Here is a 23,996-nt window from a genome sequence, read left to right on the forward strand (position 1 = left end):
GAATAACTGTCCAGTCGTCAACCTGACTCTTCGCTACAATGCCTGTTCTTTATCCAACGAGACGACCATTGTGGCGCTGTTAATTATCACCACTATCCTGTGGGCCTTTTCTTTTAGCCTGATTGGCGAATACCTGGCCGGTAGCGTCGACAGCTATTTTTCGGTGCTGATGCGTGTGGGCCTGGCGGCGCTGGTGTTCCTGCCTTTCCTGCGCACGCGCGGCCAGTCTCCGCGCACGATCGTGCTCTATATGCTGGTGGGTGCGATGCAGCTTGGCATCATGTATCTGCTGGCTTTCCGCGCCTATATCTATCTGACGGTTTCGGAATTTCTGCTGTTTACCGTGTTTACCCCGCTGTATATCACGCTGATCTACGACCTGCTCAGCGGACGTAAGCTGCGCTGGGGCTATCTGTTGAGTGCTGCGCTGGCGGTGCTGGGGGCGGCGATTATCCGCTATGACAAAGTCAGCGATCATTTCTGGACCGGGCTGTTACTGGTGCAGTTGTCAAACCTCTGCTTCGCTATCGGCATGGTGGGTTACAAGCGCCTGATGGAGGTACGTCCGATGCCGCAGCACAATGCCTTTGCCTGGTTTTATGTCGGGGCCTTTATCGTGGCGGTGGCAGCGTGGTTTATGCTGGGCAACCCCCAGAAGCTGCCGACCACCACGCTGCAGTGGAGCGTGCTGGTGTGGCTCGGCGTGGTGGCTTCCGGGCTGGGTTACTTTATGTGGAACTATGGCGCCACGCAGGTGGATGCCGGCACGCTGGGGATCATGAATAACGTCCATGTCCCCGCGGGTCTACTGGTAAACCTCGCCATCTGGCAGGAGCAGCCGCACTGGCCGAGCTTTATTAGCGGAGCGTTGGTGATCCTGGCCTCGCTGTGGGTCCATCGCCGCTGGGTCGCTCCGCACTCCGGACAAACGGCAGGTGATCGCAGGCGTGGTTCCGCGCAGAGCGAATAAACGCTTCGGTGACCGGTTGACGCTGTTCGCCATCGCGGACGGCCGCGTACAACCGGCTCCATAATCCCTCACCCAGGGTTTTGGTGACCACCAGGCCCTGGCGTTCAAAGCTTTCCACCACCCAGTGCGGCAGCGCGGCGATGCCCATCCTTGCGGCCACCATCTGGATCAGCAACAGCGTGTTATCGACGCTTTTCAGCTGGGGACTGATGCCGGCCGGCTGCAGGAAATGGCGCCAGATGTCGAGGCGCCCGCGCTGCACGGGATAAATCAGCAGTGTTTCCGAGGCCAGGTCCTCTGGCGTAATCAGCGTCTTCATGGCTAACGGGTGCTCGGGCGCCAGCACCAGACGCACCTCATAATCAAACATCGGCGAGTAGTGCAGACCGCTGCGCGGCAGGATATCGGAGGTCATCACCAGATCCAGTTCGCCCTGCTGCAGCGCAGGCTGCGGGTCGAAGGTCACTCCGGAATGGAAGTCGACCTCCACGTGCGGCCAGCGGGCGCGGAAATTCTCCAGCGCCGGCGTCAGCCACTGAATACAGCTGTGACATTCGATAGCCAGCCGCAGCCGGGTCTGCTGTGGTTCGTTACAGTCCTGCAGGGCGCGAGCGATCTGCGGTAGCACCTGATTGGCCAACTGCAGCAGAATTTCCCCTTGCGGCGTGAAGCGTAGTGGCTGGCTTTTACGCACAAACAAACGGAAGCCAAGGCGCTGTTCCAGATCGCTGAACTGGTGAGACAAGGCGGACTGGGTCTGGTGCAAGGCCGCTGCCGCACCCGCCAGTGAACCGCTGTTCCGCAACGCTTGCAGCGTTTTCAGATGTTTAATTTCGATCATGAAAGTCCTTCACTTCGCCATGAGCAATTTGCGCTTGAGGAATATACAGTAACTGTCAATTATGGATGTGTAAACATCTGGACGTCTAAAACTCGTCATATTTCGACTTGCAGATGCGTTGGCTGCCTCGCTTACCCCAGTCACTTACTTCAGTAAGCTCCTGGGGATGCGCATCGTTGCCGCCTTCCTGCAAGCCGAACTATTTAGAGTTTTTCTTCAGATTCAATGAAATAAGAGAGGAACAAAAATGACAATTATTAACCACACCCTCGGTTTTCCTCGCGTTGGCCTGCGCCGCGAGCTGAAAAAAGCGCAAGAGAGCTACTGGGCGGGCAACGCCACTCGCGAGGAACTGCTGACAGTAGGCCGTGAGCTGCGTGCCCGCCACTGGGAGCAGCAGAAACAGGCGGGCGTTGATCTGCTGCCGGTGGGGGATTTCGCCTGGTACGACCATGTTCTGACTACCAGCCTGCTGCTTGGCAACGTGCCGGCTCGTCATCAGAACAAAGACGGATCCATCGATATCGATACCCTGTTCCGCATTGGCCGCGGCCGTGCGCCGACTGGCGAACCGGCCGCCGCTGCGGAAATGACCAAATGGTTTAACACCAACTATCACTACATGGTGCCGGAGTTCGTGAAGGGCCAGCAGTTCAAACTGACCTGGACCCAACTGCTGGATGAAGTAGACGAAGCGCTGGCGCTGGGCCACAAGATCAAGCCCGTGCTGCTGGGGCCGGTAACGTACCTGTGGCTGGGTAAAGTGAAAGGTGAACCGTTTGACCGTCTGAGCCTGCTGAATGACATCCTGCCGGTTTACCAGCAGGTGCTGGCCGAACTGGCGAAGCGCGGCATCGAGTGGGTGCAGATTGATGAACCGGCGCTGGTGCTGGAGCTGCCGCCAGCGTGGCTGGAGGCCTTTAAACCGGCTTATGACGCCCTGCAGGGCCAGGTGAAACTGCTGCTGACCACCTATTTTGAAGGCATTAGTGACAATCTCGCGACCATTGCTGCGCTACCGGTCCAGGGGCTGCACGTCGATCTGGTGCACGGCAAAGATGATGTTGCCGAGCTGCACAACCGCCTGCCGGCCGACTGGCTGCTGTCTGCGGGTCTGATCAATGGGCGCAACGTCTGGCGCGCCGATCTCACCGAAAAGTATGCGCAAATTAAAGACCTCGTCGGTAAACGCGACCTCTGGGTCGCGTCATCCTGTTCTCTGCTGCATAGCCCGATCGATCTGAGCGTGGAGACGCGCCTTGATGCGGAAGTGAAGAGCTGGTTTGCCTTCGCGCTGCAGAAATGCGGCGAGCTGGCGCTGCTGCGCGATGCGCTGAACAGTGGCGATACGGCGGCGATTACCGAGTGGAGCGCGCCAATCCAGGCCCGTCGCCATTCGACCCGCGTGCACAACGCGGAAGTGGAAAAACGGCTGGCGGCGATCACCGCTCAGGACAGCCAGCGTGCCAGCCCCTATGAGGTTCGCGCGCAGGCACAGCGCCAGCGCTTTAACCTGCCGAAATGGCCGACCACCACCATCGGGTCATTCCCGCAAACAACTGAGATCCGCGGCCTGCGCCTGGACTTCAAAAAGGGCAACCTTGACGCCAGTCATTATCGGACGGGGATTGCGGAACATATTAAGCAGGCGATCGTCGAGCAGGAGCGGTTAGGTTTAGACGTACTGGTGCACGGAGAAGCCGAGCGGAACGACATGGTGGAATACTTCGGTGAACATCTGGACGGTTTTATCTTCACGCAAAACGGCTGGGTGCAGAGCTATGGTTCCCGTTGCGTGAAGCCGCCGGTGGTGATCGGCGACGTCAGCCGTCCGCAGGCGATCACCGTCGACTGGGCGAAGTACGCGCAGTCGCTGACCGACAAGCCAGTGAAAGGGATGCTTACTGGACCGGTGACCATTCTGTGCTGGTCCTTCCCGCGGGAAGATGTCAGCCGTGAAACCATCGCGAAACAGATTGCGCTGGCCCTGCGTGATGAAGTGGCGGATCTGGAGGCGGCGGGGATCGGCATCATCCAGATTGATGAGCCGGCGTTGCGCGAAGGGTTACCGCTGAAGCGCAGCGACTGGGATGCCTATCTGCAGTGGGGTGTGGAAGCCTTCCGCCTTAATGCTGCGGTCGCCAAAGACGACACTCAGATCCACACCCACATGTGCTATTGCGAGTTCAACGACATCATGGACTCCATTGCCGCGCTGGATGCCGACGTGATCACCATTGAAACCTCGCGGTCCGATATGGAGCTGCTGGAGTCGTTCGAAGCGTTCGAGTATCCCAATGAGATCGGGCCGGGGGTATATGATATTCACTCGCCGAACGTGCCGAGCGTGGAGTGGATAGAAGCGCTGCTGGCAAAAGCCGCGCAGCGTATCCCGGCGGAGCGGCTGTGGGTTAACCCGGACTGCGGCCTGAAAACTCGCGGCTGGCCGGAAACCCGCGCCGCGCTGGCGAATATGGTGCAAGCGGCGCAGAATCTGCGCCAGGCATAGGCTAATAAAAACGCCAGCAGTGCCGCTGGCGTTTATTCGATTATTCCACAGAGTGCGGCATGGGGCAGGATCTGAAGACATGATGGCCCACCAGGGAGTCAGTGGTGCGCAATGCCGCAATTTTGCTGGAAATTATAAAATATTGTTCACGCTTTTTTTAATTGGCGCATTTTCATTTAATTATCTGACGAAATTACATAAATACTACTTATTTTTCAGATGGTTGATATCTTTTCTCGCAATGAGAAAGTTATTGTCTTATTCCCGCATCGTTTTTCTCACTCTCAATAATATTTCCCCTGATTAAAGACAGACATTAACGGTACCACCCGCACGTCTGGTGGGCAGGAGGCGACGGCTCTTGCTCAAATATTCACGGGGCACCTTTTTTCCAAAATCCAATACGCCTTCGTTATGTTTTTATTTTTGAGGTTACTCACAAAAAGTATAATATTATATTGTTATAACAAATGGAGATAGCAAAGAAAAGGAACCTCTGTATGAACTACAACATGGTGGGGGACGCCATTGTTAAGCACTGTGGCGGGCTCGCTAATTTTATTCATGTCACCAACTGTATGACCCGGGTAAGAATGACCATCGCCGATACATCCCTGGTGGATATGACTGCCTTGAAAGCGATCGAGGGGGTATTAGGCGTTGTCGAAGACGATACCCTGCAGGTGATCGTTGGTCCGGGGAAATCGACAAAAGTGGCTGGGGTTATTAATGCTCGTTTAAAGGGTCAGCCAGACAGTGGAGAGGCATTAAGCGCCGTTGAGCAAAAAGCGAAAACAGCACGTGAAAAAGCCAAAAAACAGACCCGGACTAAAGTCATACTCAAACATATCGCCAATATTTTTGTTCCCATTCTGCCCGCGCTGATTGCAGCCGGGATTTTAATGGGACTGAACAATGTGATATTCAACTCGGCAGCGTCCTGGGCGTTAACCCATCATGTTGCTTCAGTGGGCGATCTTTCCCCGACTCAGGTGGTACTCGATCAGCGCCATCTTTTGGGTCTAAGCCAGTTTCTTGATATCGTCTCGAAAGCGCTATTTGGCTTTTTAGCCATCTATGCGGGGGTAACGTCGGCACGAGAGTTTGAAGGTAACCTGATTCTGGGTGGCCTGCTGGGCGCCATCACCATCATGCCGCAGGTAACGACGCTCGGGCTGATTCCCGGACAGGGTGGTCTTATTGGCGTGATCTTTGCCGTCTGGTTAATGTGCCTGCTGGAGAAACAAGTACGACGAGTTGTTCCTGATATTGTCGATGTGGTCGTCACGCCAACGCTCGTTTTGTTGATCATGGCGGCAGCCCTGCTTTTTGTCATCATGCCGGCAGCCGGCGTCGTTTCTAATGGGATATTAAGCGGCCTGAACGGGTTACTGGAGCATGGCGGTATCGTCGCCGGCTTCGTGCTTTCGGCTTTGTTCCCCTTCCTGATTTCGTTAGGTTTGCATCATGGCCTCTTCCCGATCCATCTCGAGATGATTAATGCCACTGGTCATGCTCCCCTGTTTGCTATTCAAATTATGTCTAATGCCGGGATGGTCGGCGCGGCGACGGCGGTGCTCTTGCTGACGCGCGATCCGGTGATGAAGAAAATTGCCAGGGGGGCGATTCCAACCTCTATTCTGGCGGTTGGCGAACCGACTATTTTTGGCGTCAATATTCCTGCAGGCTTTGCGTTTATCACCGGTTCTATTGGCGCAGGTTTTGGCGGCGTGATGGTGGTGCTGCTTGGCGTATCCACAAACGGGGTCGGCGCGGCGGGGCTGTCAGCACTCCCGTTGATTGCTGACGGGAAATATCTTCAGTACATCCTCGCATGGCTGGTTGGTTGCGCAGCGGCTTTTGCGTTGACTTATGTCGTTGGCAAAGTCCGCGGTTACGATAAAGAAATGGTGTGAAAAGGAATAATGTATGAAAGCAATTATGTTGATGTTTGATTCGCTTAACAAACGTCTGTTGTCAGCTTATGGAAGCGATCGCGCCATCACGCCGAATTTCCAGCGTTTAAAAGAGCGTACGGTACGCTTTGATAATTTTTATGTTGGCAGTATGCCCTGTATGCCCGCGCGAAGAGAATTACATACCGGGCGCTACAACTTTCTCCATCGGGGATGGTCGCCGCTGGAGCCGTTTGATGACTCAATGCCTGAAATACTGAAGAAGAACGGGATTCATACCCACCTGGTGACCGATCACAAACACTACTGGCGGGATGGCGGGGCAACCTACCACTCTCGCTACAGTACCTATGAGTTTATTCGCGGACAGGAAGGGGATGCCTGGAAAGGTGTCGTTGATAAACCTGAATATCGCTACGTGTCAGGGGAACCGGAGGAGATCAAGCAGCGCCGTATCACCAGCCGGGTCCAGCATCAGATTAACGTACAGTTTATGCAGAATGAGGAGGATCACCATCTGGCGCGGACAATCAATAAAGGTCTGGAGTTTATTGATACCAACCATGCCAGCGATAACTGGTTCCTGCAGGTAGAGTGTTTTGATCCTCACGAACCCTTTTTTGTACCGGAAAAATATCTGCGGATGTACGGTATTGAGGATCCCTCGCAGTTTGACGGTTGGCCACCTTATTATTTCGTGACGGAAAGCCCGGAGCGGAAAAGCGTCATTCAGAAATATTATATGGCGCTACTCACGATGGTGGATGCCTATGTGGGTAAAGTGCTGGACTATATGGACCGATACGATCTGTGGCAGGACACGATGCTCATCGTCAATACGGATCATGGTTTCCTGCTCGGCGAGCATGAATGGTGGGGAAAAAACATCATGCCGTTGTATAACGAAGTGGCCAATACCCCCTGTTTTATCTGGCATCCACAGCATGGCTGCGCGGGCGAGTCACGGCAGGCGCTGGCCCAAACGATTGATATTCCGGCGACGTTACTTGATAGCTTTGGGCTGCCCAAACCAAAAGATATGCAAGGAATGTCTTTACTACCGGTGCTTCGTGATGACACGCCGGTCCGCAATTACGCGCTGTTTGGCTATCATGGCTGCCATATCAATATTACTGATGGCCGCTATGTCTATATGCGCGCGCCAGTCACTCAAGGTGTGAGCGGTTTGTACGAATATACCTTGATGCCTACCCGTATTAATCGACGCTTTACGCCGAGCGAATTTCAGGGCATGACGCTGCATCCCCCATTCGGTTTTACCAAGGGATGCCAGGTACTGAAGATCCCTGCGGAGTCTGTAATGACGCGCGGGGCAGATCGATTTGGTCATCGTCTGTACGACTTGCACGACGATCCGTTGCAGCAAACGCAAAGCCGTGATACTGCCGCAGCAGAACGTCTCTGCAGCAGCATGAAAGCGATGATGGCGCAGAGCGACGCGCCATCGGAGCTGTACCCACGTTATGGCCTGGAGGATGCTGGAGGGCCATTGTTAGGGTTGGATCCCCATCTATTGCCTGAACTGGCAGGCTTCACGCCAGTCATCCGCTACGGTCTCTTTGCGCTGTTGCAACATCTGGAGGGCAGTGGTCAGAACGAGCTGATGACGCGACTGCAGTCAATCAGTCAGCCTGGCTGGACGACAGAAAATTTGTGGGCCTTCGTCCAGAACGAGGTTCCGCAGGAGCAGCATCAAAGCGTGTACTATAAAATGGCGTTAGAAATGAGGCTTGATTAAGCAGGATCCCCGGCTCAGGCCGGGGAAAAGGAGTAGGGGAACAATGAAAGAAGAACTGGATTATTCGCCAGGAGCCAAACCGCTCTATGCTCAGTTGCACGATATTTTGCTGGGAAAACTGAAAGCCGGAGAATACAAAAAGAACGATGTGCTGCCCACAGAGGCTGAGTTTGAAGAGATCTTTGGCGTCAGCCGTATCACTGCCCGTCGTGCGCTCGCCGAGCTGGCCGCCAAAGGGTTGGTAAAACGACAGGCCGGCATTGGCACCATGGTGATCAGCACTTCAGAGAAGCAGGAGGTGAAGGCCCGGATACGGCTGGTTGATGGGCAACAGCAGCATCCCATTGAACGTAACAATCTCAAGCTGGAGCAACTTGTGCCGCCAGGGGGAGTTGCTCAGGCGTTTGAACTTAATGATGATAAGACACCGCTGTGGTTGTTAACCCGCACCATCTACCGACAAAACGAGCAGCCTGCGCAAGTGAACTACATCTGGCTAACGACGCGTCTGCAAAATCTTACGCTCGATGCGCTGAAGAGTGGTCTTTACAGCATGCTGGAAAGTAATAATGAAAATATTGAAAGTTTCCAGGATGTTATTACCGCCGAGATGCCCACGAAAGACGATTGCTGCATCTTGCATATTGATTCTCATGAGCCGCTACTGGTGAAAACTCGTAAGGGCTATAACGATCGTGGAGAACTGGTGGAATTCAGCATCGCGAAACATATCGCGCATTGCTATCAATACGTTGTCGAGAATAGCCGATGAGCTGGCTGACACAGGGAAAGGATCCCGACTATCGTTTCTCTCTCGCGAATGAACGTACGTTTCTGGCATGGATTCGTACCGCGCTGGCCTTTATGGCTGCCGCCATAGGCATCGATCAGCTCGCGGAAAATCTGGCGCCCTCAATGGCTAAGGAATTACTGGTGTGCGCGTTGGGCATCACGGCAGCGATTCTCGCGTGGTATGCCTATCTGCGCTGGTCCGTGAATGAACGCGCAATGCGCGATGACGCGGCGCTGACCTACCCTCGTCTATTGATTTGGTTAAGTGCAGGTTTAGCGGCGGTGATGATGATGACATTGGGAGTGATGCTTCTGCTATGACGTTGTCTCTCCGCACACGTGATCCCGGCCTGCAACCGGAGCGTACCGCGCTTGCCTGGCAGCGGACTCTGTTTTCGGTTTTTGTTCTGGCATTAGCCTCGACGCGTATAGGTTTCGCCCGCGGCGACCTGGTTTCCGGGGGGATTGCCGGTATCGCTCTCGGGCTAACCGTTATACTGGCGATCGTCGTGCGAAATCAGCAGCGTCAGGTTGGCGGAAACACAGCATTAACGACGTTTGCTTCCGTCATGATAAAACGCTTGTTGAGTGTCGTACTCGGCTTAGAAGCTATTTCGTTGGTGCTATCCGCGGTCTTGAGCCTGTTAAGGGAAGGAGTCGTTTAGATGGAATTAGCGGGTTGCCAGGTGATGGCGAAACCGACGGGTTCGGTGTGTAATATCGATTGTACCTACTGTTTTTATCTGGAAAAAGAAGCGCTGTATCCGGAACGAAACAAAAACTGGCGGATGTCGGATGAGACACTGGAGTGTTACATTCGCCAGCATATTGAGGCCCAGATGGGAGAGACGGTGACCTTCGCCTGGCAGGGGGGCGAACCGACTATGATGGGATTGCCCTTTTTCCGCCGGGTGGTTGCACTAAGTAACCAATATGCCAGGGGCAAGAAGATAGAACACGCTCTGCAAACCAACGGTATGCTCGTTGATGAAGAGTGGGCACGTTTCTTTGCCGAGGCGCATTTTCTGGTTGGCATCTCCATTGATGGGCCAGCACATCTCCATAATCAGTACCGTGTTAATCGTGCCGCTAAAGGCACTCACGATAAAGTGATGGCGGCGATTGCACTTCTCAAAAAGCATCGCGTTGAGTTCAATACGTTGACCGTAGTGGGTAAACATAATGTGGGGCACCCGCGGGAAGTCTATGATTTCTTGCTTGCCACGGGTTCACGTCATATTCAGTTTATCCCCCTGGTTGAACGCGTCAGTAGCGACGAATCATCACTCCTGCAGCTGGTTATGCCGGGAGAAAGCGCCGCCAGGCTTGCTTCCTGGACCGTGCCATCATGGCAGTTTGGCGATTTCCTGAATCAGATATTCGATATCTGGATCCGGCGCGATGTCGAGCGCGTTATTGTGCAGATGTTTGAGGTCGCCCTGGCGGCGTGGATGGGCCAGCCCCCGGTTTTGTGCGTCCATTCGCCAACGTGCGGCCACGCTTTTGCCCTGGAGTCGAATGGCGATCTCTACAACTGCGACCACTATGTTTATCCCGAGCATAAGCTGGGTAACATTCATCATTCGGACATTAAGACGCTCAATAACAGCGCGCAGGCGATAGCCTTTGGTCAGGCGAAAAGGGAGACGCTAACGGCGGAGTGCCGCAGCTGCGAGTTTCGCTTTGTTTGCCACGGCGGCTGTCCCAAACATCGTTTTGCGGTTTCGCCGAGCGGCCATCCAGGGCACAACTATCTGTGTGCCGGTTATAAACACTTTTTCCAGCACATCACGCCGTATATGAATGTCTGTCAGCAGTTGCTGGAAGCAGGGTATCCGCTGGCGGCAATAATGCCATGGCTTGCTGACGAGGAGCGTAAGCCGTCGAAGACGCCTTCTCGAAACGAACCATGCCCCTGCGGTAGCGGTAAAAAATATAAAAAGTGCTGCGGTGGGTAAGAAGAAAACGCCGTCGGTATGACGGCGTTTATGGATTATCCTTTTTTACCGCCATACTGAGCAAACCACGCGAGCATTCGCTGCCAGCCGTCTTTGGCTGACTCTTCATGATAGCTGGCGCGATAGTCGGCGTTAAAGGCATGATCGGCTTCGGGATAGACCACGATTTCCGCTGTGGCGTTGGCCGCCCGCAGCGCCTGACGCATGGTCTCGATGGTGTCCTGTGGAATACTGGCGTCTTTAGCGCCGTACAGACCAAGCACCGGGGCGTTGAGATCGACCGCGATATCTACCGGATGCTTCGGTGAATTCAGCGATTTTTCTCCCACCAGCTTGCCGTACCAGGCCACGCCTGCCTTCAGTTGCGGGTTATGCGCGGCATACAGCCAGGTAATGCGTCCGCCCCAGCAGAAGCCGGTGATTAGCAGACGATGGGCATCGCCGCCGTGGCGCGCCGCCCAGCTGGCGACATGGTCGAGATCCGCCAGCACCTGCGCGTCCGGCACCTTGGTAACCAGCTCTTTGAACAGGGTCGGGATATCGTGGTACTCATTCGGATCGCCCTGACGGAAGTACAATTCAGGCGCAATAGCCAGATAGCCTTCCTGCGCCAGGCGGCGACAAAGATCGCGAATATGTTCATGCACGCCGAAAATTTCCTGTACCACGATAACGATCGGCAGCGGACCGTCGGCATTTTTCGGGCGGGCGTGGTAGGCCGGCATGTTTTCACCCTGAGAGGGAATAGACGTCTCTCCGGCGATAATATGCTCTTCCGGCGTATGAACGGCGGTGGCGGCGTGTGGTGAAGCTGCAGGTGCGAATCCAGGTTGCTTGGTGGTGGTCATGGTATTCTCCGTACCCTTATTTATTAGCGCATCAATAACTATAGACCCTTTACCTTTAGTTCGGGCGGTAATAAAGCACAGTGCCTGAAAGCGGCTATCTTTTGTTCTGTGACGATGAATATAACTTGTTAATGTGATGTGTATCACTATTTAATGAAAAAAAACTGCAATCATCATTGGTCTTGGTGACTATCATCACAAAATGTTGCCAGGGGCTTCTGTACAGTACCGTTTTGCTTCTGCTGATAATTCGACCCACAGAGGAGTTTTTTATGTCCAAGTCTGATGTTTTTCATCTCGGCCTCACCAAGAACGATTTACAAGGGGCTACGCTGGCTATCGTCCCTGGCGATCCGGAGCGTGTGGAAAAGATCGCCGCGCTGATGGATAAGCCGGTCAAGCTGGCATCCCACCGCGAATTTACCTCCTGGCGCGCGGAGCTGGACGGCAAGCCGGTGATCGTCTGCTCTACCGGCATCGGCGGCCCGTCGACTTCTATCGCCGTGGAAGAGCTGGCGCAGCTGGGCGTGCGTACCTTCCTGCGTATCGGCACCACCGGCGCGATTCAACCGCACATTAACGTTGGCGATGTGCTGGTTACGACCGCTTCCGTTCGCCTGGACGGCGCCAGCCTGCACTTCGCGCCGATGGAGTTCCCGGCCGTCGCAGACTTCGCCTGCACCACCGCGCTGGTGGAAGCGGCGAAATCTATTGGTGCCACCACCCATATCGGCGTGACCGCCTCTTCGGATACCTTCTACCCAGGCCAGGAGCGTTACGACACCTTCTCCGGCCGCGTGGTGAGCCGCTTCAAGGGCTCAATGGAAGAGTGGCAGGCAATGGGCGTAATGAACTATGAAATGGAATCCGCCACGCTGCTGACCATGTGCGCCAGCCAGGGCCTGCGTGCCGGGATGGTCGCCGGGGTTATTGTGAACCGTACCCAGCAAGAGATCCCTAACGCCGAAACCATGAAGCAAACCGAAAGCCACGCGGTTAAAATCGTCGTGGAAGCGGCGCGTCGTCTGCTGTAATTCAACCCCTTCTCTGTCAGGCCGGATCCTCCGGCCTTTCTTTTTTGCGTTGCTCCTCGCAGGAAATCCCTTTTAAACTGGACGTTTGTACAGCACAATTCTATTTTGTGCCATCAGGTTATCGCAGGGGGCGTCGTGGATCTCTCAATCATTATCAGCGCGGTTATCGCACTGGCTGCCGGGTTAATGGTCGGCTGGCTGGCAACCAAAGCGCGCGCCGACCAAATCCGGGCCGATCTCATTGAGGAGCGGCGAGAGCTGGATATTGATCTGAGCGCCGCCCGTCAGCAGCTGGTGCAGGAGGCCCACTGGCGTGAGGAGTGTGAGCTGCTGAACAATGAGCTGCGCAGTCTGCGGGATATCAATACCTCGCTGGAGGCCGATCTGCGTGAGGTCACCACCCGGCTCGAATCCACCCAGCTGCATGCGGAAGATAAGATCCGTCAGATGGTTAACAGCGAGCAGCGTCTGAGCGAGCAGTTTGAAAACCTCGCCAACCGCATTTTCGAACACAGCAACCGGCGCGTCGATGAGCAAAACCGCCAGAGTCTGCATGGTCTGCTGACCCCGCTGCGCGAACAGCTCGACGGATTCCGCCGCCAGGTGCAGGAGAGCTTTGGCCAGGAGGCGCGGGAAAGGCATACCCTGGCGCATGAGATCCGCAATCTTCAGCAGCTGAACGCGCAGATGGCGCAGGAGGCACTGAACCTGACGAAAGCGCTGAAAGGTGATAACAAAACCCAGGGCAACTGGGGGGAAGTGGTCTTAACCCGCGTGCTGGAGGCCTCCGGCCTGCGCGAAGGCTATGAGTACCAGACCCAGGTCAGTATCGAGACCGACAACCGCTCGCGGATGCAGCCGGACGTCATTGTCCGCCTGCCGCAGGGCAAGGACGTGGTGATCGACGCCAAAATGACCCTGGTCGCCTATGAGCGCTATTTCAACGCCGAAGACGACTACACCCGCGAAGTCGCGCTGCAGGAACATCTTGCCTCGGTGCGAAACCATATTCGCCTGCTGGGACGCAAGGATTATCAACAACTGCCGGGGCTGCGCTCTCTCGACTACGTGCTGATGTTTATTCCCGTCGAGCCGGCGTTCCTGGTGGCCATCGACCGTCAGCCCGAGCTCATCAGCGAGGCGTTGCAAAATAATATCATGCTGGTCAGCCCGACGACGCTGCTGGTAGCCCTGCGTACTATCGCCAATCTGTGGCGCTATGAGCATCAGAGCCGCAACGCGCAGAAGATCGCCGAGCGGGCGGGGCGCCTTTACGACAAAATGCGCCTGTTTGTGGATGATATGTCCGCCATCGGCCAGAGTCTGGATAAGGCGCAAGAGAACTATCGCCAGGCGATGAAAAAGCTCGCTTCCGGGCGCGGGAACCTGCTGGCCCAGGCGGAAGCCTTTCGCGGCCTGGGGGTGGAGGTGAAGCGCGGGATAAATCCTGATTTAGTCGAACAAGCTACTGCCCAGGACGATGAATATCGTCTTGAAGACGAGGATAACCTCCCGGAAAATGACGCATTTTCACCCGACTCTGCCGAGGCGTTACATAATCGGGAGGCGGCTCCGCCACGTTGAGACGTATGGGAAATGCGCTGAATCTGATACACTCAGTGAACATTTTCTTGAAAAGCAAGCAGGCATAGAGATGGTTGAGGATTCACAAGAAACGACGCACTTTGGCTTTCAGACGGTCGCTAAAGAGCAGAAACAGGACATGGTGGCGCATGTATTCCATTCTGTCGCGGCAAAGTATGATGTGATGAACGACTTGATGTCGTTTGGTATCCATCGTTTGTGGAAGCGTTTCACCATCGACTGCAGCGGCGTACGTCGCGGGCAGACCGTGCTGGATCTGGCGGGGGGGACCGGCGATTTGACAGCCAAGTTCTCCCGTCTGGTAGGAGAAACCGGCCGCGTCATGCTTGCTGATATCAATGATTCCATGCTCAAAATGGGCCGCGAAAAGCTGCGTAATATCGGCATCGTGGGCAACGTTGAGTATGTTCAGGCCAACGCGGAAGCCCTGCCGTTTGCTGATAACACCTTTGACTGCATCACCATCTCTTTCGGTCTGCGTAACGTTACCGATAAAGAAAAAGCGCTGCGTTCGATGTACCGCGTGCTGAAGCCGGGCGGACGTCTGCTGGTGCTGGAGTTTTCTAAACCGATTATCGAACCGCTCAGCAAAGCCTACGACGCTTACTCCTTCCATATCCTGCCGAAGGTGGGGGAACTGGTGGCAAAAGACGGCGACAGCTATCGCTACCTGGCAGAATCTATCCGTATGCACCCGGATCAGGAAACCCTGAAAGGGATGATGCAGGATGCAGGTTTTGAAAGTGTCGACTACCACAACCTGACGGCGGGTATCGTTGCCTTGCATCGCGGTTACAAGTTCTGACAGGAGGGACGCTATGCCTTTCACACCCCTGGTGACCGCTAGCATTGAGACGGCGCTGAATACTTTTCTCTGGCGTGACAAGGCGCTAAAACCCGCTCGTCAGCGCCTGCTGGGTAAGGTATTGCGAGTTCAACTGCAGGACTTCTCCACCCCGATCGTACTGGCGTTCAGCGAACGCCAGGTTGATGTCCTGAGCGCCTGGGAGGGAGAGGCCGACTGCACTGTGATTACCCGGCTCAGCGTGCTGCCCAAACTGCGTAATCGTCAGCAGCTCACGGCGCTTATCCGTAGCGGAGATCTGGAAGTGCAGGGCGATCTGCAGGTGGTGCAGAATATGGTCTCCCTGTGCGATCTGGCGGAGTTCGATCCCGCTGAACTGCTGGCGCCTTATACTGGCGATATCGTGGCTGAAGGCGTTGGCAAAGTCCTCCGCAGCGGCGCTCAGTTTTTACTGAAAGGCGCGCAGCGCCAGCAGCGCTATGTCGCAGAAGCGATCACTGAAGAGTGGCGACTGGCACCGGGGCCGCTGGAGCTGGCATGGTTTGCGGAAGAAACGACGGCTATTGAACGCGCGCTGGCCGCACTGGAAAAACGGCTGGAAACGCTGGAGGGCAAATGACGCCAGGAGAATTACGGCGCCTGTATTTCATCATCCACACCTTTTTGAGCTACGGGCTCGATGAGCTCATCCCCAAAATTCGTCTCACGCTGCCGCTGCGTATCTGGCGGCGGATGCTGTTCTGGATGCCAAATCGTCATCAAGACCAACCCCTTGGCACTCGTCTGCGCCTGGCGCTTCAGGAGCTGGGGCCGGTGTGGATTAAATTTGGCCAGATGCTTTCCACCCGCCGGGATCTCTTCCCGCCGCATATTGCCGATCAGCTGGCGCTGTTGCAGGACCGCGTAGCGCCCTTTGAAGGAAAGCTCGCGCAGCAGCAGATAGAGAAAGCGATGGGGGGCCTGCCGGTGGAAGCCTGGTTTGATGATTTCTCCGTAGAGCCGTTAGCCTCGGCGTCCATCGCCCAGGTGCATACCGCACGTCTGAAAGAGAATGGCAAAGAGGTGGTGATCAAGGTTATCCGCCCGGATATTTTGCCGATCATTAAAGCGGACATGAAGCTCATCTACCGCCTGGCGCGCTGGGTACCGCGTCTGCTGCCTGACGGCCGCCGTCTGCGCCCGCAGGAGGTGGTTCGCGAATATGAAAAAACGCTGCTGGACGAGCTGAACCTGTTGCGGGAATCCGCCAACGCCATTCAGCTGCGGCGTAATTTCGAAGATAGTCCGATGCTGTACGTGCCGGAGGTGTACCCCGACTACTGCAGCGAAAGCATGATGGTGATGGAGCGCATCTACGGTATCCCGGTGTCCGACGTGGAGGCGCTGGAGGCCCAGGGGACCAACATGCAGCTGCTGGCGGAGCGGGGCGTGCAGGTCTTCTTTACCCAGGTGTTCCGCGACAGCTTCTTTCATGCCGATATGCACCCTGGCAACATATTCGTCAGCTACGAGCACCCGGAAGATCCGCAGTATATCGGCATCGACTGCGGTATTGTCGGCTCGCTGAACAAAGAAGATAAGCGCTATCTGGCGGAAAACTTTATCGCCTTCTTTAACCGCGATTATCGTAAGGTGGCTGAGCTGCACGTCGATTCCGGTTGGGTACCGCCCGATACGAATGTCGAAGAGTTTGAGTTCGCGATCCGCACGGTCTGCGAGCCGATCTTTGAGAAGCCGCTGGCGGAGATCTCCTTCGGCCACGTGCTGCTTAATCTGTTCAATACCGCGCGGCGTTTCAATATGGAAGTCCAGCCGCAGCTCGTTTTACTACAGAAGACATTACTTTACGTAGAAGGGGTAGGCCGGCAGCTCTATCCTCAGTTAGACTTGTGGAAAACGGCGAAGCCTTTCCTCGAGTCGTGGATCAAAGATCAGGTCGGCATTCCGGCGCTGGTGCGCGCGTTTAAAGACAAAGCGCCGTTCTGGATCGAAAGAATGCCTGAAATACCTGAGCTGGTGTATCAGAGCCTGCAGCAGAGCAAACAGCTGCAGACCAGCGTCGATACCATCGTGCGGGATATGCATGTGCGTCATGTGCGCCAGGGCCAATCCCGTTATCTGTTTGGTATAGGCGCGGTTTTATTGCTCAGTGGTACGCTGCTCTTTATCCATCGCCCTGAGTGGGGAATGATGCCCGGCTGGTTGATGGCCGGCGGTGTGGTGACCTGGCTGATTGGCTGGCGGAAAACCCACTGATCGGTTCGCCTCTTCATGACGCAGGCTTATTTGCGCAAAATCATGCCGGCGGCCTGACGAAGAGGCGGCTCGCAGGATGGCGTGTATAATGCGTCCACATAATTCATCATCTGTCATAGGGGAACGTGTATGGGTGGTATCAGTATTTGGCAGTTATTAATTGTTGTCGTCATCGTAGTTCTGCTTTTTGGGACGAAGAAGCTGAGCTCACTGGGGTCAGACTTAGGGGCATCTATCAAAGGCTTTAAAAAAGCCATGAGTGATGATGATAAACCCGAAAAGTCGGCGCCAGACGCAGATTTCACGGCGAAAACCATCGCCGATAAACAGGATGATGCAAAAAAAGACGAGACAAAACGCCACGACAAAGAGCAGGTGTAACTCGTGTTCGATATTGGTTTTAGTGAACTACTGCTGGTGTTTGTGATTGGCCTCATTGTTCTGGGGCCACAGCGGCTTCCCGTCGCGGTTAAAACGGTGGTTGGCTGGATCCGTACGCTACGCTCGCTGGCGACCACGGTACAAAATGAGCTGGCCCAGGAGCTAAAACTGCAGGAGTTCCAGGAGAGCCTCAAGAAGGTGGAAAAGGCTAGCCTGAATAACCTGACGCCGGAGCTGAAAGCCTCCATGGATGAACTGCGCGAGGCCGCGGAGTCGATGAAGCGCTCCTATAGCGCCCACGATCCTGAAAAGGCCAGCGACGAAGCCAATACCATCCTTAATCCGGTGGTGAAAGGCAGTGAAGCGCAGCGCCAGGACGTCACGCCGGCGACGGCAGAACATCAGGCCAGCGCTCCGGCTCATGCGCCGGATCCTGTCGCCGATGAGCAACCCGCTTCACCGGCTGAACTTCCGGCAGAGAAAACATCCGCTACGGCGGCAGCCCCTCATTCTTCCCCCGCATCGAGTGATAAACCGTAAACATGGGCGTAGACGATACACAACCGCTAATTTCGCATCTGATTGAGCTGCGCAAGCGTCTGCTCAACAGCATCATTGCTATCCTGGTGATCTTCCTGGCGCTGGTCTATTTCGCCAATGATATCTATCAGCTGGTCTCGGCCCCGCTTATCAGCAAGATGCCGGTAGGCGCGACGATGATCGCCACTGATGTCGCTTCACCTTTCTTCACGCCGATAAAGCTGACCTTCATGGTGTCGGTGATCCTGTCAGTGCCGATTATTCTTTACCAGGTATGGGCCTTCGTCGCGCCGGCGCTGTATAAGCACGAGCGCCGGCTGGTGGTGCCTTTACTGGTATCCAGTACGCTGCTGTTCTATATCGGCATGGCTTTCGCTTATTTTGTCGTGTTTCCGCTGGCGTTCGGCTTCCTGACCCATGCTGCCCCGGAGGGGGTGCTGGTCTCGACCGATATCCGCAGCTATCTCGACTTCGTGATGGCGCTGTTTATGGCTTTCGGGGTCTCTTTTGAGGTACCGGTCGCCATTGTGCTGCTCTGCTGGATGGGCGTTACCACGCCGGAAGAGCTGCGCAAAAAACGGCCGTATGTCCTGGTGGGCGCCTTCGTGGTGGGTATGCTGCTGACGCCGCCGGACGTATTCTCGCAGACGCTGCTGGCCATTCCGATGTACTGTCTGTTTGAAGTCGGGGTGTTCTTCGCCCGCTTCTACACCGGGAAGCGCCTGACGCGTGATGACGACGCTGCGGCCGAAGCTGAAGCCGCGGAGCACAGAGAAGAGTAATACCGCCAACCGCCCGTCAGGGCGGTTGTCATATGGGAGCGATCATGTTTGATATCGGCGTTAATCTCACCAGTTCGCAGTTTTCCCGCGACCATGATGAGGTGGTGGCGCGCGCCCGGGCGGCGGGGGTTCACGGCATGCTGCTGACCGGCACAAATTTGCGGGAGAGCCAGCAGGCCCAGAGAATGGCGAGCCATTATTCCGGCTGCTGGTCCACGGCGGGGGTTCATCCCCATGACGGCAGCAGCTGGTCGCCAGCGGTCGCCGAGGCGATTTATACCCTCGCCCGCGAGCCACAGGTGGTGGCGATAGGTGAGTGCGGTCTGGATTTTAACCGTAATTTCTCCACGCCGCAGGAGCAGGAGGCAGCGTTCAGCGCCCAGCTGGCGCTGGCCGCTGAGCTGGCGATGCCGGTGTTTTTACACTGCCGCGACGCTCACGACCGGTTTCTGGCGTTGCTTAAACCCTGGCTTGAGAAGATCCCGGGCGCGGTGCTGCACTGCTTTACCGGCAGCCGCAGCGAGGTGCAGGAATGCCTGGATCTGGGCCTGTTTATCGGTATTACCGGTTGGGTATGCGATGAGCGGCGGGGACTGGAGCTGCGCGAGCTGCTGCCGGCGATCCCGGCGGAACGTCTGCTGCTGGAGACCGATGCGCCTTATCTGCTGCCGCGCGACCTCAAGCCGAGACCGGCCTCGCGGCGTAACGAGCCCGCGTATTTGCCGCATATCCTGGCCAGCGTCGCGAGCTGGCGGGGCGAAGAGACGCAATGGCTGGAGGCGCAAACGGACGCAAACGTCAGGACGCTGTTTGGCATCGACGTTAACGGCGTTTAGATTTTCTGGAAGTCGGTATTTTTAACGCTCTGCAGGACTTGCTTATTCAGCAGGTTTAACAGCAACATAGAACGAGCTTCGCCGTCCGGCTCGGTGAAGATAGCCTGTAAGCCTTCGAACGCGCCGTCGGTGATTAGCACGCTATCGCCCTCATGCGGCGTTTCCGGGTCGGTAATGCCTTCTGGTTTGTAGATAGAGAGCTGATGAATCACCGCCGAGGGAACGACAGCGGGCAGGGCGCCAAAGCGCACGAAGTTGTTAACCCCGCGGGTGGCGCTGATGGTAGTGGTATGAATCACCTCTGGATCGAACTCAATAAACAGGTAGTTCGGGAACAGCGGTTCGCTGACCATGGTGCGTTTACCGCGAATGATTTTTTCCAGCGCAATCGTCGGCATCAGGCAGTTAACTGACTGACGTTCCAGATGTTCCTGGGCTCGTTGTAGCTGCCCACGTTTGCAATACAGTAAGTACCAGGCTTGCATAATGACTCATTCCACTTCTAATAACGGCAAGCATAACAAATGGCTGGTGTAATCGCGAAAGCCATTATAATTGAAATCCAAATTTCAGCGTTCTTTCACGCTAATTTAACAAAATTACAGCATCGCGCCGTCGAACACCGTATAATTAGCCGCCTGTAGAGAGGTCAATAACACTTTCATGAAATACCACGATCTTCGCGACTTTCTGACACTCCTGGAACAACAGGGCGAACTAAAACGTATCACTCTGCCGGTCGATCCTCACCTGGAAATCACCGAAATTGCCGACCGGACCCTGCGTGCCGGTGGCCCGGCGCTGCTGTTTGAAAACCCGAAAGGCTACTCGATGCCGGTGCTGTGCAATCTGTTTGGCACGCCGCGTCGTGTGGCGCTAGGGATGGGGCAGGAAGACGTCAGTTCGCTACGGGAAGTCGGGAAGCTATTGGCCTTTCTGAAAGAGCCGGAACCGCCAAAAGGCTTCCGCGATCTGTTTGATAAGCTGCCGCAGTTCAAGCAAGTGCTGAATATGCCGACCAAACGCCTGCGCGGTGCGCCCTGCCAACAAAAAATCATCCAGGGCGATGACGTCGACCTGAATAAAATCCCGATTATGACCTGCTGGCCGGAAGATGCCGCGCCGCTGATCACCTGGGGGCTGACGGTGACCCGCGGGCCGCACAAAGAGCGGCAGAACCTGGGAATTTATCGCCAGCAGCTGATCGGTAAAAATAAACTCATCATGCGTTGGTTATCCCACCGCGGCGGCGCGCTCGATTTCCAGGAGTGGTGCGCGGCGCATCCCGGCGAGCGCTTCCCGGTTTCCGTGGCGCTTGGCGCCGATCCGGCAACCATTCTTGGCGCGGTGACGCCGGTGCCCGATACCTTGTCGGAATATGCTTTCGCAGGCTTGCTGCGCGGCACCAAGACCGAAGTGGTGAAGTGCGTTTCCAATGACCTTGAAGTCCCGGCCAGCGCGGAAATTGTGCTCGAAGGTTACATTGAGGCCGGTGAGATGGCGCCGGAAGGCCCGTATGGCGATCATACTGGCTACTACAATGAAGTGGATAGCTTCCCGGTGTTTACGGTAACCCACATTACCCAGCGCGAAGACGCGATTTATCATTCGACCTATACCGGCCGACCGCCCGATGAGCCCGCGGTGCTGGGCGTGGCGCTGAACGAAGTCTTTGTACCGATTCTGCAAAAGCAGTTCCCGGAAATCGTCGACTTTTATCTGCCGCCGGAAGGGTGTTCCTATCGCCTGGCGGTGGTGACCATGAAAAAACAGTACGCGGGCCATGCCAAGCGCGTGATGATGGGCGTCTGGTCATTCCTGCGCCAGTTCATGTATACCAAATTCGTGATCGTATGCGATGACGACGTCAACGCACGCGACTGGAACGACGTGATTTGGGCGATTACTACCCGTATGGACCCGGCTCGTGATACGGTACTGGTAGAAAATACGCCAATAGATTATTTGGATTTTGCCTCGCCGGTTTCCGGCCTGGGTTCAAAAATGGGGCTGGATGCCACGAATAAATGGCCTGGCGAAACCCAGCGTGAATGGGGTCGTCCAATCAAAAAAGATCCTCAGGTGACGGCGCGCATCGACGCCATCTGGGATGAACTGGCCATCTTTAAATAACAGTAAGCGGGGCTAACGCCGCTGTTTTGCTCTATAGACCCGACAGAGGGGACGCATGACAACCTTAAGCTGTAAAGTGACCTCAGTGGAGGCGATTACCGATACCGTGTATCGCGTTCGATTAGTACCGGAAGCGGCATTCTCTTTCCGCGCTGGCCAGTATCTGATGGTGGTAATGGACGAGCGCGATAAGCGTCCGTTCTCTATGGCTTCCACACCGTCAGAGCACGAGTTTATCGAGCTGCATATCGGTGCTTCTGAACTCAATCTGTATGCGATGGCGGTGATGGATCGCATTCTGAAAGAGCGTGAAATTGAGGTTGATATTCCGCATGGCGAAGCGTGGCTGCGCGATGACGAAGATCGCCCGCTGATTCTGATCGCCGGCGGTACCGGATTCTCTTATGTGCGTTCTATTCTGTTAACCGCGCTGGCGCGTAACCCGGATCGCGATATCGCCATTTATTGGGGCGGCCGCGAGGCTAAGCATCTGTACGATCTGGCCGAGCTGGAAGCGTTAAGCATCAAACATCCGAATCTGCGCATCGAGCCGGTGGTCGAGCAACCGGAAGAAGGGTGGCGCGGTCGTTCCGGTACGGTACTGACTGCCGTGCTGCAGGATTACGGCACGCTGGCCGAGCATGATATCTACATTGCCGGTCGTTTTGAGATGGCTAAGATTGCCCGCGACCTGTTCTGCAACGAACGCGGCGCGCGCGAAGATCGCCTGTTTGGCGACGCGTTTGCCTTTATCTGAAAATAAAAAACCCGCCCCTGACAGGCGGGAAGAACGGCAACTAAACCTGCTCTCTTCGCCATTGCTGCCTGTTTCTGGTCGCAATGGCGTTGAGATAACCCTTCGATTAAATCCGCTCAAACACAGTGGCAATACCCTGACCTAAACCGATACACATGGTCGCCAGACCGAACTGAGCGTCTTTGCGTTCCATCTGATTGATCAACGTGGTGCTAATGCGCGCCCCGGAGCAGCCCAACGGATGTCCAAGCGCGATCGCGCCGCCGTTGAGGTTGATCTTCTCGTCGATCTGCTCCATTAAGCCCAGATCTTTAATACACGGCAGGATCTGCGCGGCAAACGCTTCATTCATTTCAAAGACGTCGATATCGCTGGTGGATAAGCCCGCTTTTTTCAGCGCCAGCTTTGAGGCCGGAACCGGGCCATAACCCATAATGGACGGGTCGCAGCCGACCACCGCCATCGAACGGACGCGGGCGCGTGGCTTCAGCCCCAGCTCGCGGGCGCGGCTTTCGCTCATCAACAGCATCGCCGCCGCGCCGTCGGAAAGGGCGGAGGAGGTGCCTGCCGTTACCGTGCCGGTCACCGGATCAAATGCCGGTCTCAGCGCCGCCAGCGCTTCAACGGTGGTTTCCGGGCGGATCACTTCGTCATAGTTAAAAGACTTTAGTACGCCATCGGCATCGTGGCCACCGGTCGGGATAATCTCGGCTTTGAAGGCGCCTGATTGCGTCGCCGCCCAGGCGCGAGCGTGAGAGCGTGCGGCGAACTGATCCTGCATTTCGCGGCTGATGCCGTGCAGACGCGCCAGCATTTCCGCGGTCAGCCCCATCATGCCGGCGGCTTTCGCCACATTACGGCTGAGGCCCGGATGGAAATCGACACCGTGGCTCATTGGCACATGGCCCATGTGCTCAACGCCGCCGATCAGGCAGACGCTGGCATCGCCGGTCATGATCATACGGGCCGCATCGTGCAGCGCCTGCATGGAGGAACCGCACAGACGGTTAACCGTCGTCGCCGGTACCGAGTGCGGGATTTCTGCCAGCAGCGCGGCGTTACGCGCAATGTTGAAACCCTGCTCCAGCGTTTGTTGCACGCAGCCCCAGTAAATATCGTCAATCGCGCTCGCCTCAAGCGACGGGTTACGCGAAAGCAGGCTACGCATCAGGTGCGCGGAGAGGTCTTCCGCACGCACGTTGCGAAAGGCGCCGCCCTTCGAACGGCCCATCGGGGTGCGAATTGCATCGACAATGACAACCTGTTCCATTGTG

23 protein-coding genes are annotated in these 23,996 nt (G+C 55.8%); 19 read left to right on the plus strand and 4 right to left on the minus strand.

The features are described 5' to 3' along the window. The first annotated feature begins 70 nt into the window (after positions 1-70). Positions 71-970, plus strand: coding sequence for a carboxylate/amino acid/amine transporter (locus NKJ21_RS25050; protein ID WP_080930578.1), 900 nt, complete (start codon positions 71-73; stop codon positions 968-970). Here the strand turns inward: NKJ21_RS25050 and metR are convergent. Further along, entirely contained in the window at positions 858-1,811 is a 954-nt protein-coding gene (gene metR, locus NKJ21_RS25055) for an HTH-type transcriptional regulator MetR (RefSeq protein ID WP_008807939.1), read from the minus strand. The two genes, NKJ21_RS25050 and metR, sit on opposite strands and share 113 nt — an antisense overlap. A 247-nt stretch (positions 1,812-2,058) precedes the next feature. Here metR and metE point away from each other — a divergent pair, with 247 nt between their 5' ends. The 7 genes from metE to NKJ21_RS25085 all read left to right on the plus strand — a co-directional run bounded on the left by metE (position 2,059) and on the right by NKJ21_RS25085 (position 10,745). After that, positions 2,059-4,320: a 5-methyltetrahydropteroyltriglutamate--homocysteine S-methyltransferase gene (gene metE / locus NKJ21_RS25060; protein ID WP_012543230.1), complete on the plus strand. Its 2,262-nt coding sequence runs from the start codon at positions 2,059-2,061 to the stop codon at positions 4,318-4,320. A gap of 500 nt (positions 4,321-4,820) precedes the next feature. Further along, on the plus strand, positions 4,821-6,236 hold the full coding sequence (locus NKJ21_RS25065; protein WP_239270730.1) for a PTS transporter subunit EIIC: 1,416 nt from the start codon (positions 4,821-4,823) through the stop codon (positions 6,234-6,236). A gap of 13 nt (positions 6,237-6,249) precedes the next feature. After that, positions 6,250-7,995, plus strand: a complete 1,746-nt coding sequence (locus NKJ21_RS25070; protein WP_109910461.1) for a sulfatase — start codon at positions 6,250-6,252, stop codon at positions 7,993-7,995. 43 nt (positions 7,996-8,038) lie between these two features. Further along, positions 8,039-8,767, plus strand: a complete 729-nt coding sequence (locus NKJ21_RS25075; protein WP_046881998.1) for a GntR family transcriptional regulator — start codon at positions 8,039-8,041, stop codon at positions 8,765-8,767. Further along, positions 8,764-9,108, plus strand: a complete 345-nt coding sequence (locus NKJ21_RS25080; RefSeq protein WP_012543225.1) for a YidH family protein — start codon at positions 8,764-8,766, stop codon at positions 9,106-9,108. The genes NKJ21_RS25075 and NKJ21_RS25080 overlap by 4 nt, the downstream gene beginning before the upstream one ends. Further along, positions 9,105-9,452: a DUF202 domain-containing protein gene (locus tag NKJ21_RS27905; protein ID WP_041165417.1), complete on the plus strand. Its 348-nt coding sequence runs from the start codon at positions 9,105-9,107 to the stop codon at positions 9,450-9,452. The genes NKJ21_RS25080 and NKJ21_RS27905 overlap by 4 nt, the downstream gene beginning before the upstream one ends. Continuing rightward, a complete protein-coding gene (locus NKJ21_RS25085) occupies positions 9,453-10,745 on the plus strand; it encodes an anaerobic sulfatase maturase (RefSeq protein WP_012543224.1) in 1,293 nt (430 codons plus the stop codon). A 35-nt stretch (positions 10,746-10,780) separates the two neighbouring features. Here the strand turns inward: NKJ21_RS25085 and NKJ21_RS25090 are convergent, their stop codons facing one another. Beyond that, positions 10,781-11,593: a dienelactone hydrolase family protein gene (locus tag NKJ21_RS25090; protein WP_012543223.1), complete on the minus strand. Its 813-nt coding sequence runs from the start codon at positions 11,591-11,593 to the stop codon at positions 10,781-10,783. A gap of 272 nt (positions 11,594-11,865) precedes the next feature. Between NKJ21_RS25090 and udp the strand changes: the two genes are divergently transcribed. From udp to tatD, 9 genes are all read left to right on the plus strand, one after another. Continuing rightward, positions 11,866-12,627, plus strand: coding sequence for a uridine phosphorylase (udp, locus tag NKJ21_RS25095; protein WP_002883419.1), 762 nt, complete (start codon positions 11,866-11,868; stop codon positions 12,625-12,627). A gap of 135 nt (positions 12,628-12,762) precedes the next feature. After that, positions 12,763-14,211 (plus strand): DNA recombination protein RmuC, encoded by a 1,449-nt coding sequence (rmuC, locus tag NKJ21_RS25100; protein WP_109910463.1) that lies wholly within the window; start codon positions 12,763-12,765, stop codon positions 14,209-14,211. A 70-nt stretch (positions 14,212-14,281) separates the two neighbouring features. Continuing rightward, positions 14,282-15,037, plus strand: a complete 756-nt coding sequence (gene ubiE / locus NKJ21_RS25105) for a bifunctional demethylmenaquinone methyltransferase/2-methoxy-6-polyprenyl-1,4-benzoquinol methylase UbiE (RefSeq protein WP_008807935.1) — start codon at positions 14,282-14,284, stop codon at positions 15,035-15,037. A gap of 13 nt (positions 15,038-15,050) precedes the next feature. After that, on the plus strand, positions 15,051-15,656 hold the full coding sequence (locus tag NKJ21_RS25110; protein WP_012543221.1) for an SCP2 domain-containing protein: 606 nt from the start codon (positions 15,051-15,053) through the stop codon (positions 15,654-15,656). Beyond that, complete coding sequence (gene ubiB / locus NKJ21_RS25115) at positions 15,653-17,293, plus strand: ubiquinone biosynthesis regulatory protein kinase UbiB (RefSeq protein WP_008807933.1); 1,641 nt, start codon at positions 15,653-15,655, stop codon at positions 17,291-17,293. Before NKJ21_RS25110 ends, ubiB begins: the two co-directional genes overlap by 4 nt. Before the next feature lie 129 nt (positions 17,294-17,422). Then, positions 17,423-17,674: a Sec-independent protein translocase subunit TatA gene (tatA, locus tag NKJ21_RS25120; RefSeq protein ID WP_002883425.1), complete on the plus strand. Its 252-nt coding sequence runs from the start codon at positions 17,423-17,425 to the stop codon at positions 17,672-17,674. A gap of 3 nt (positions 17,675-17,677) precedes the next feature. Beyond that, on the plus strand, positions 17,678-18,214 hold the full coding sequence (gene tatB / locus NKJ21_RS25125; protein ID WP_008807932.1) for a Sec-independent protein translocase protein TatB: 537 nt from the start codon (positions 17,678-17,680) through the stop codon (positions 18,212-18,214). A gap of 2 nt (positions 18,215-18,216) precedes the next feature. Continuing rightward, the gene (gene tatC / locus NKJ21_RS25130) at positions 18,217-18,996 is read left to right on the plus strand and encodes a Sec-independent protein translocase subunit TatC (RefSeq protein WP_004886745.1); all 780 of its coding nucleotides are present in this window, start codon (positions 18,217-18,219) and stop codon (positions 18,994-18,996) included. A gap of 32 nt (positions 18,997-19,028) precedes the next feature. Continuing rightward, positions 19,029-19,832, plus strand: a complete 804-nt coding sequence (gene tatD / locus NKJ21_RS25135; RefSeq protein ID WP_239270729.1) for a 3'-5' ssDNA/RNA exonuclease TatD — start codon at positions 19,029-19,031, stop codon at positions 19,830-19,832. On the opposite strand, the gene rfaH is transcribed toward tatD, so the two are convergent. Beyond that, complete coding sequence (rfaH, locus tag NKJ21_RS25140) at positions 19,829-20,317, minus strand: transcription/translation regulatory transformer protein RfaH (RefSeq protein WP_008807930.1); 489 nt, start codon at positions 20,315-20,317, stop codon at positions 19,829-19,831. The genes tatD and rfaH overlap by 4 nt on opposite strands. Before the next feature lie 178 nt (positions 20,318-20,495). Between rfaH and ubiD the strand changes: the two genes are divergently transcribed. Next, positions 20,496-21,965, plus strand: coding sequence for a 4-hydroxy-3-polyprenylbenzoate decarboxylase (gene ubiD, locus NKJ21_RS25145; protein ID WP_008807929.1), 1,470 nt, complete (start codon positions 20,496-20,498; stop codon positions 21,963-21,965). 55 nt (positions 21,966-22,020) lie between these two features. Next, the gene (fre, locus tag NKJ21_RS25150) at positions 22,021-22,722 is read left to right on the plus strand and encodes an NAD(P)H-flavin reductase (RefSeq protein ID WP_008807928.1); all 702 of its coding nucleotides are present in this window, start codon (positions 22,021-22,023) and stop codon (positions 22,720-22,722) included. Between the two features lie 106 nt (positions 22,723-22,828). On the opposite strand, the gene fadA is transcribed toward fre, so the two are convergent. Then, positions 22,829-23,992 (minus strand): acetyl-CoA C-acyltransferase FadA, encoded by a 1,164-nt coding sequence (fadA, locus tag NKJ21_RS25155; RefSeq protein ID WP_008807927.1) that lies wholly within the window; start codon positions 23,990-23,992, stop codon positions 22,829-22,831. Positions 23,993-23,996: the final 4 nt, after the last annotated feature.

This window comes from Klebsiella sp. SWET4 (assembly GCF_024296565.1).
GTDB lineage: Bacteria > Pseudomonadota > Gammaproteobacteria > Enterobacterales > Enterobacteriaceae > Klebsiella > Klebsiella variicola.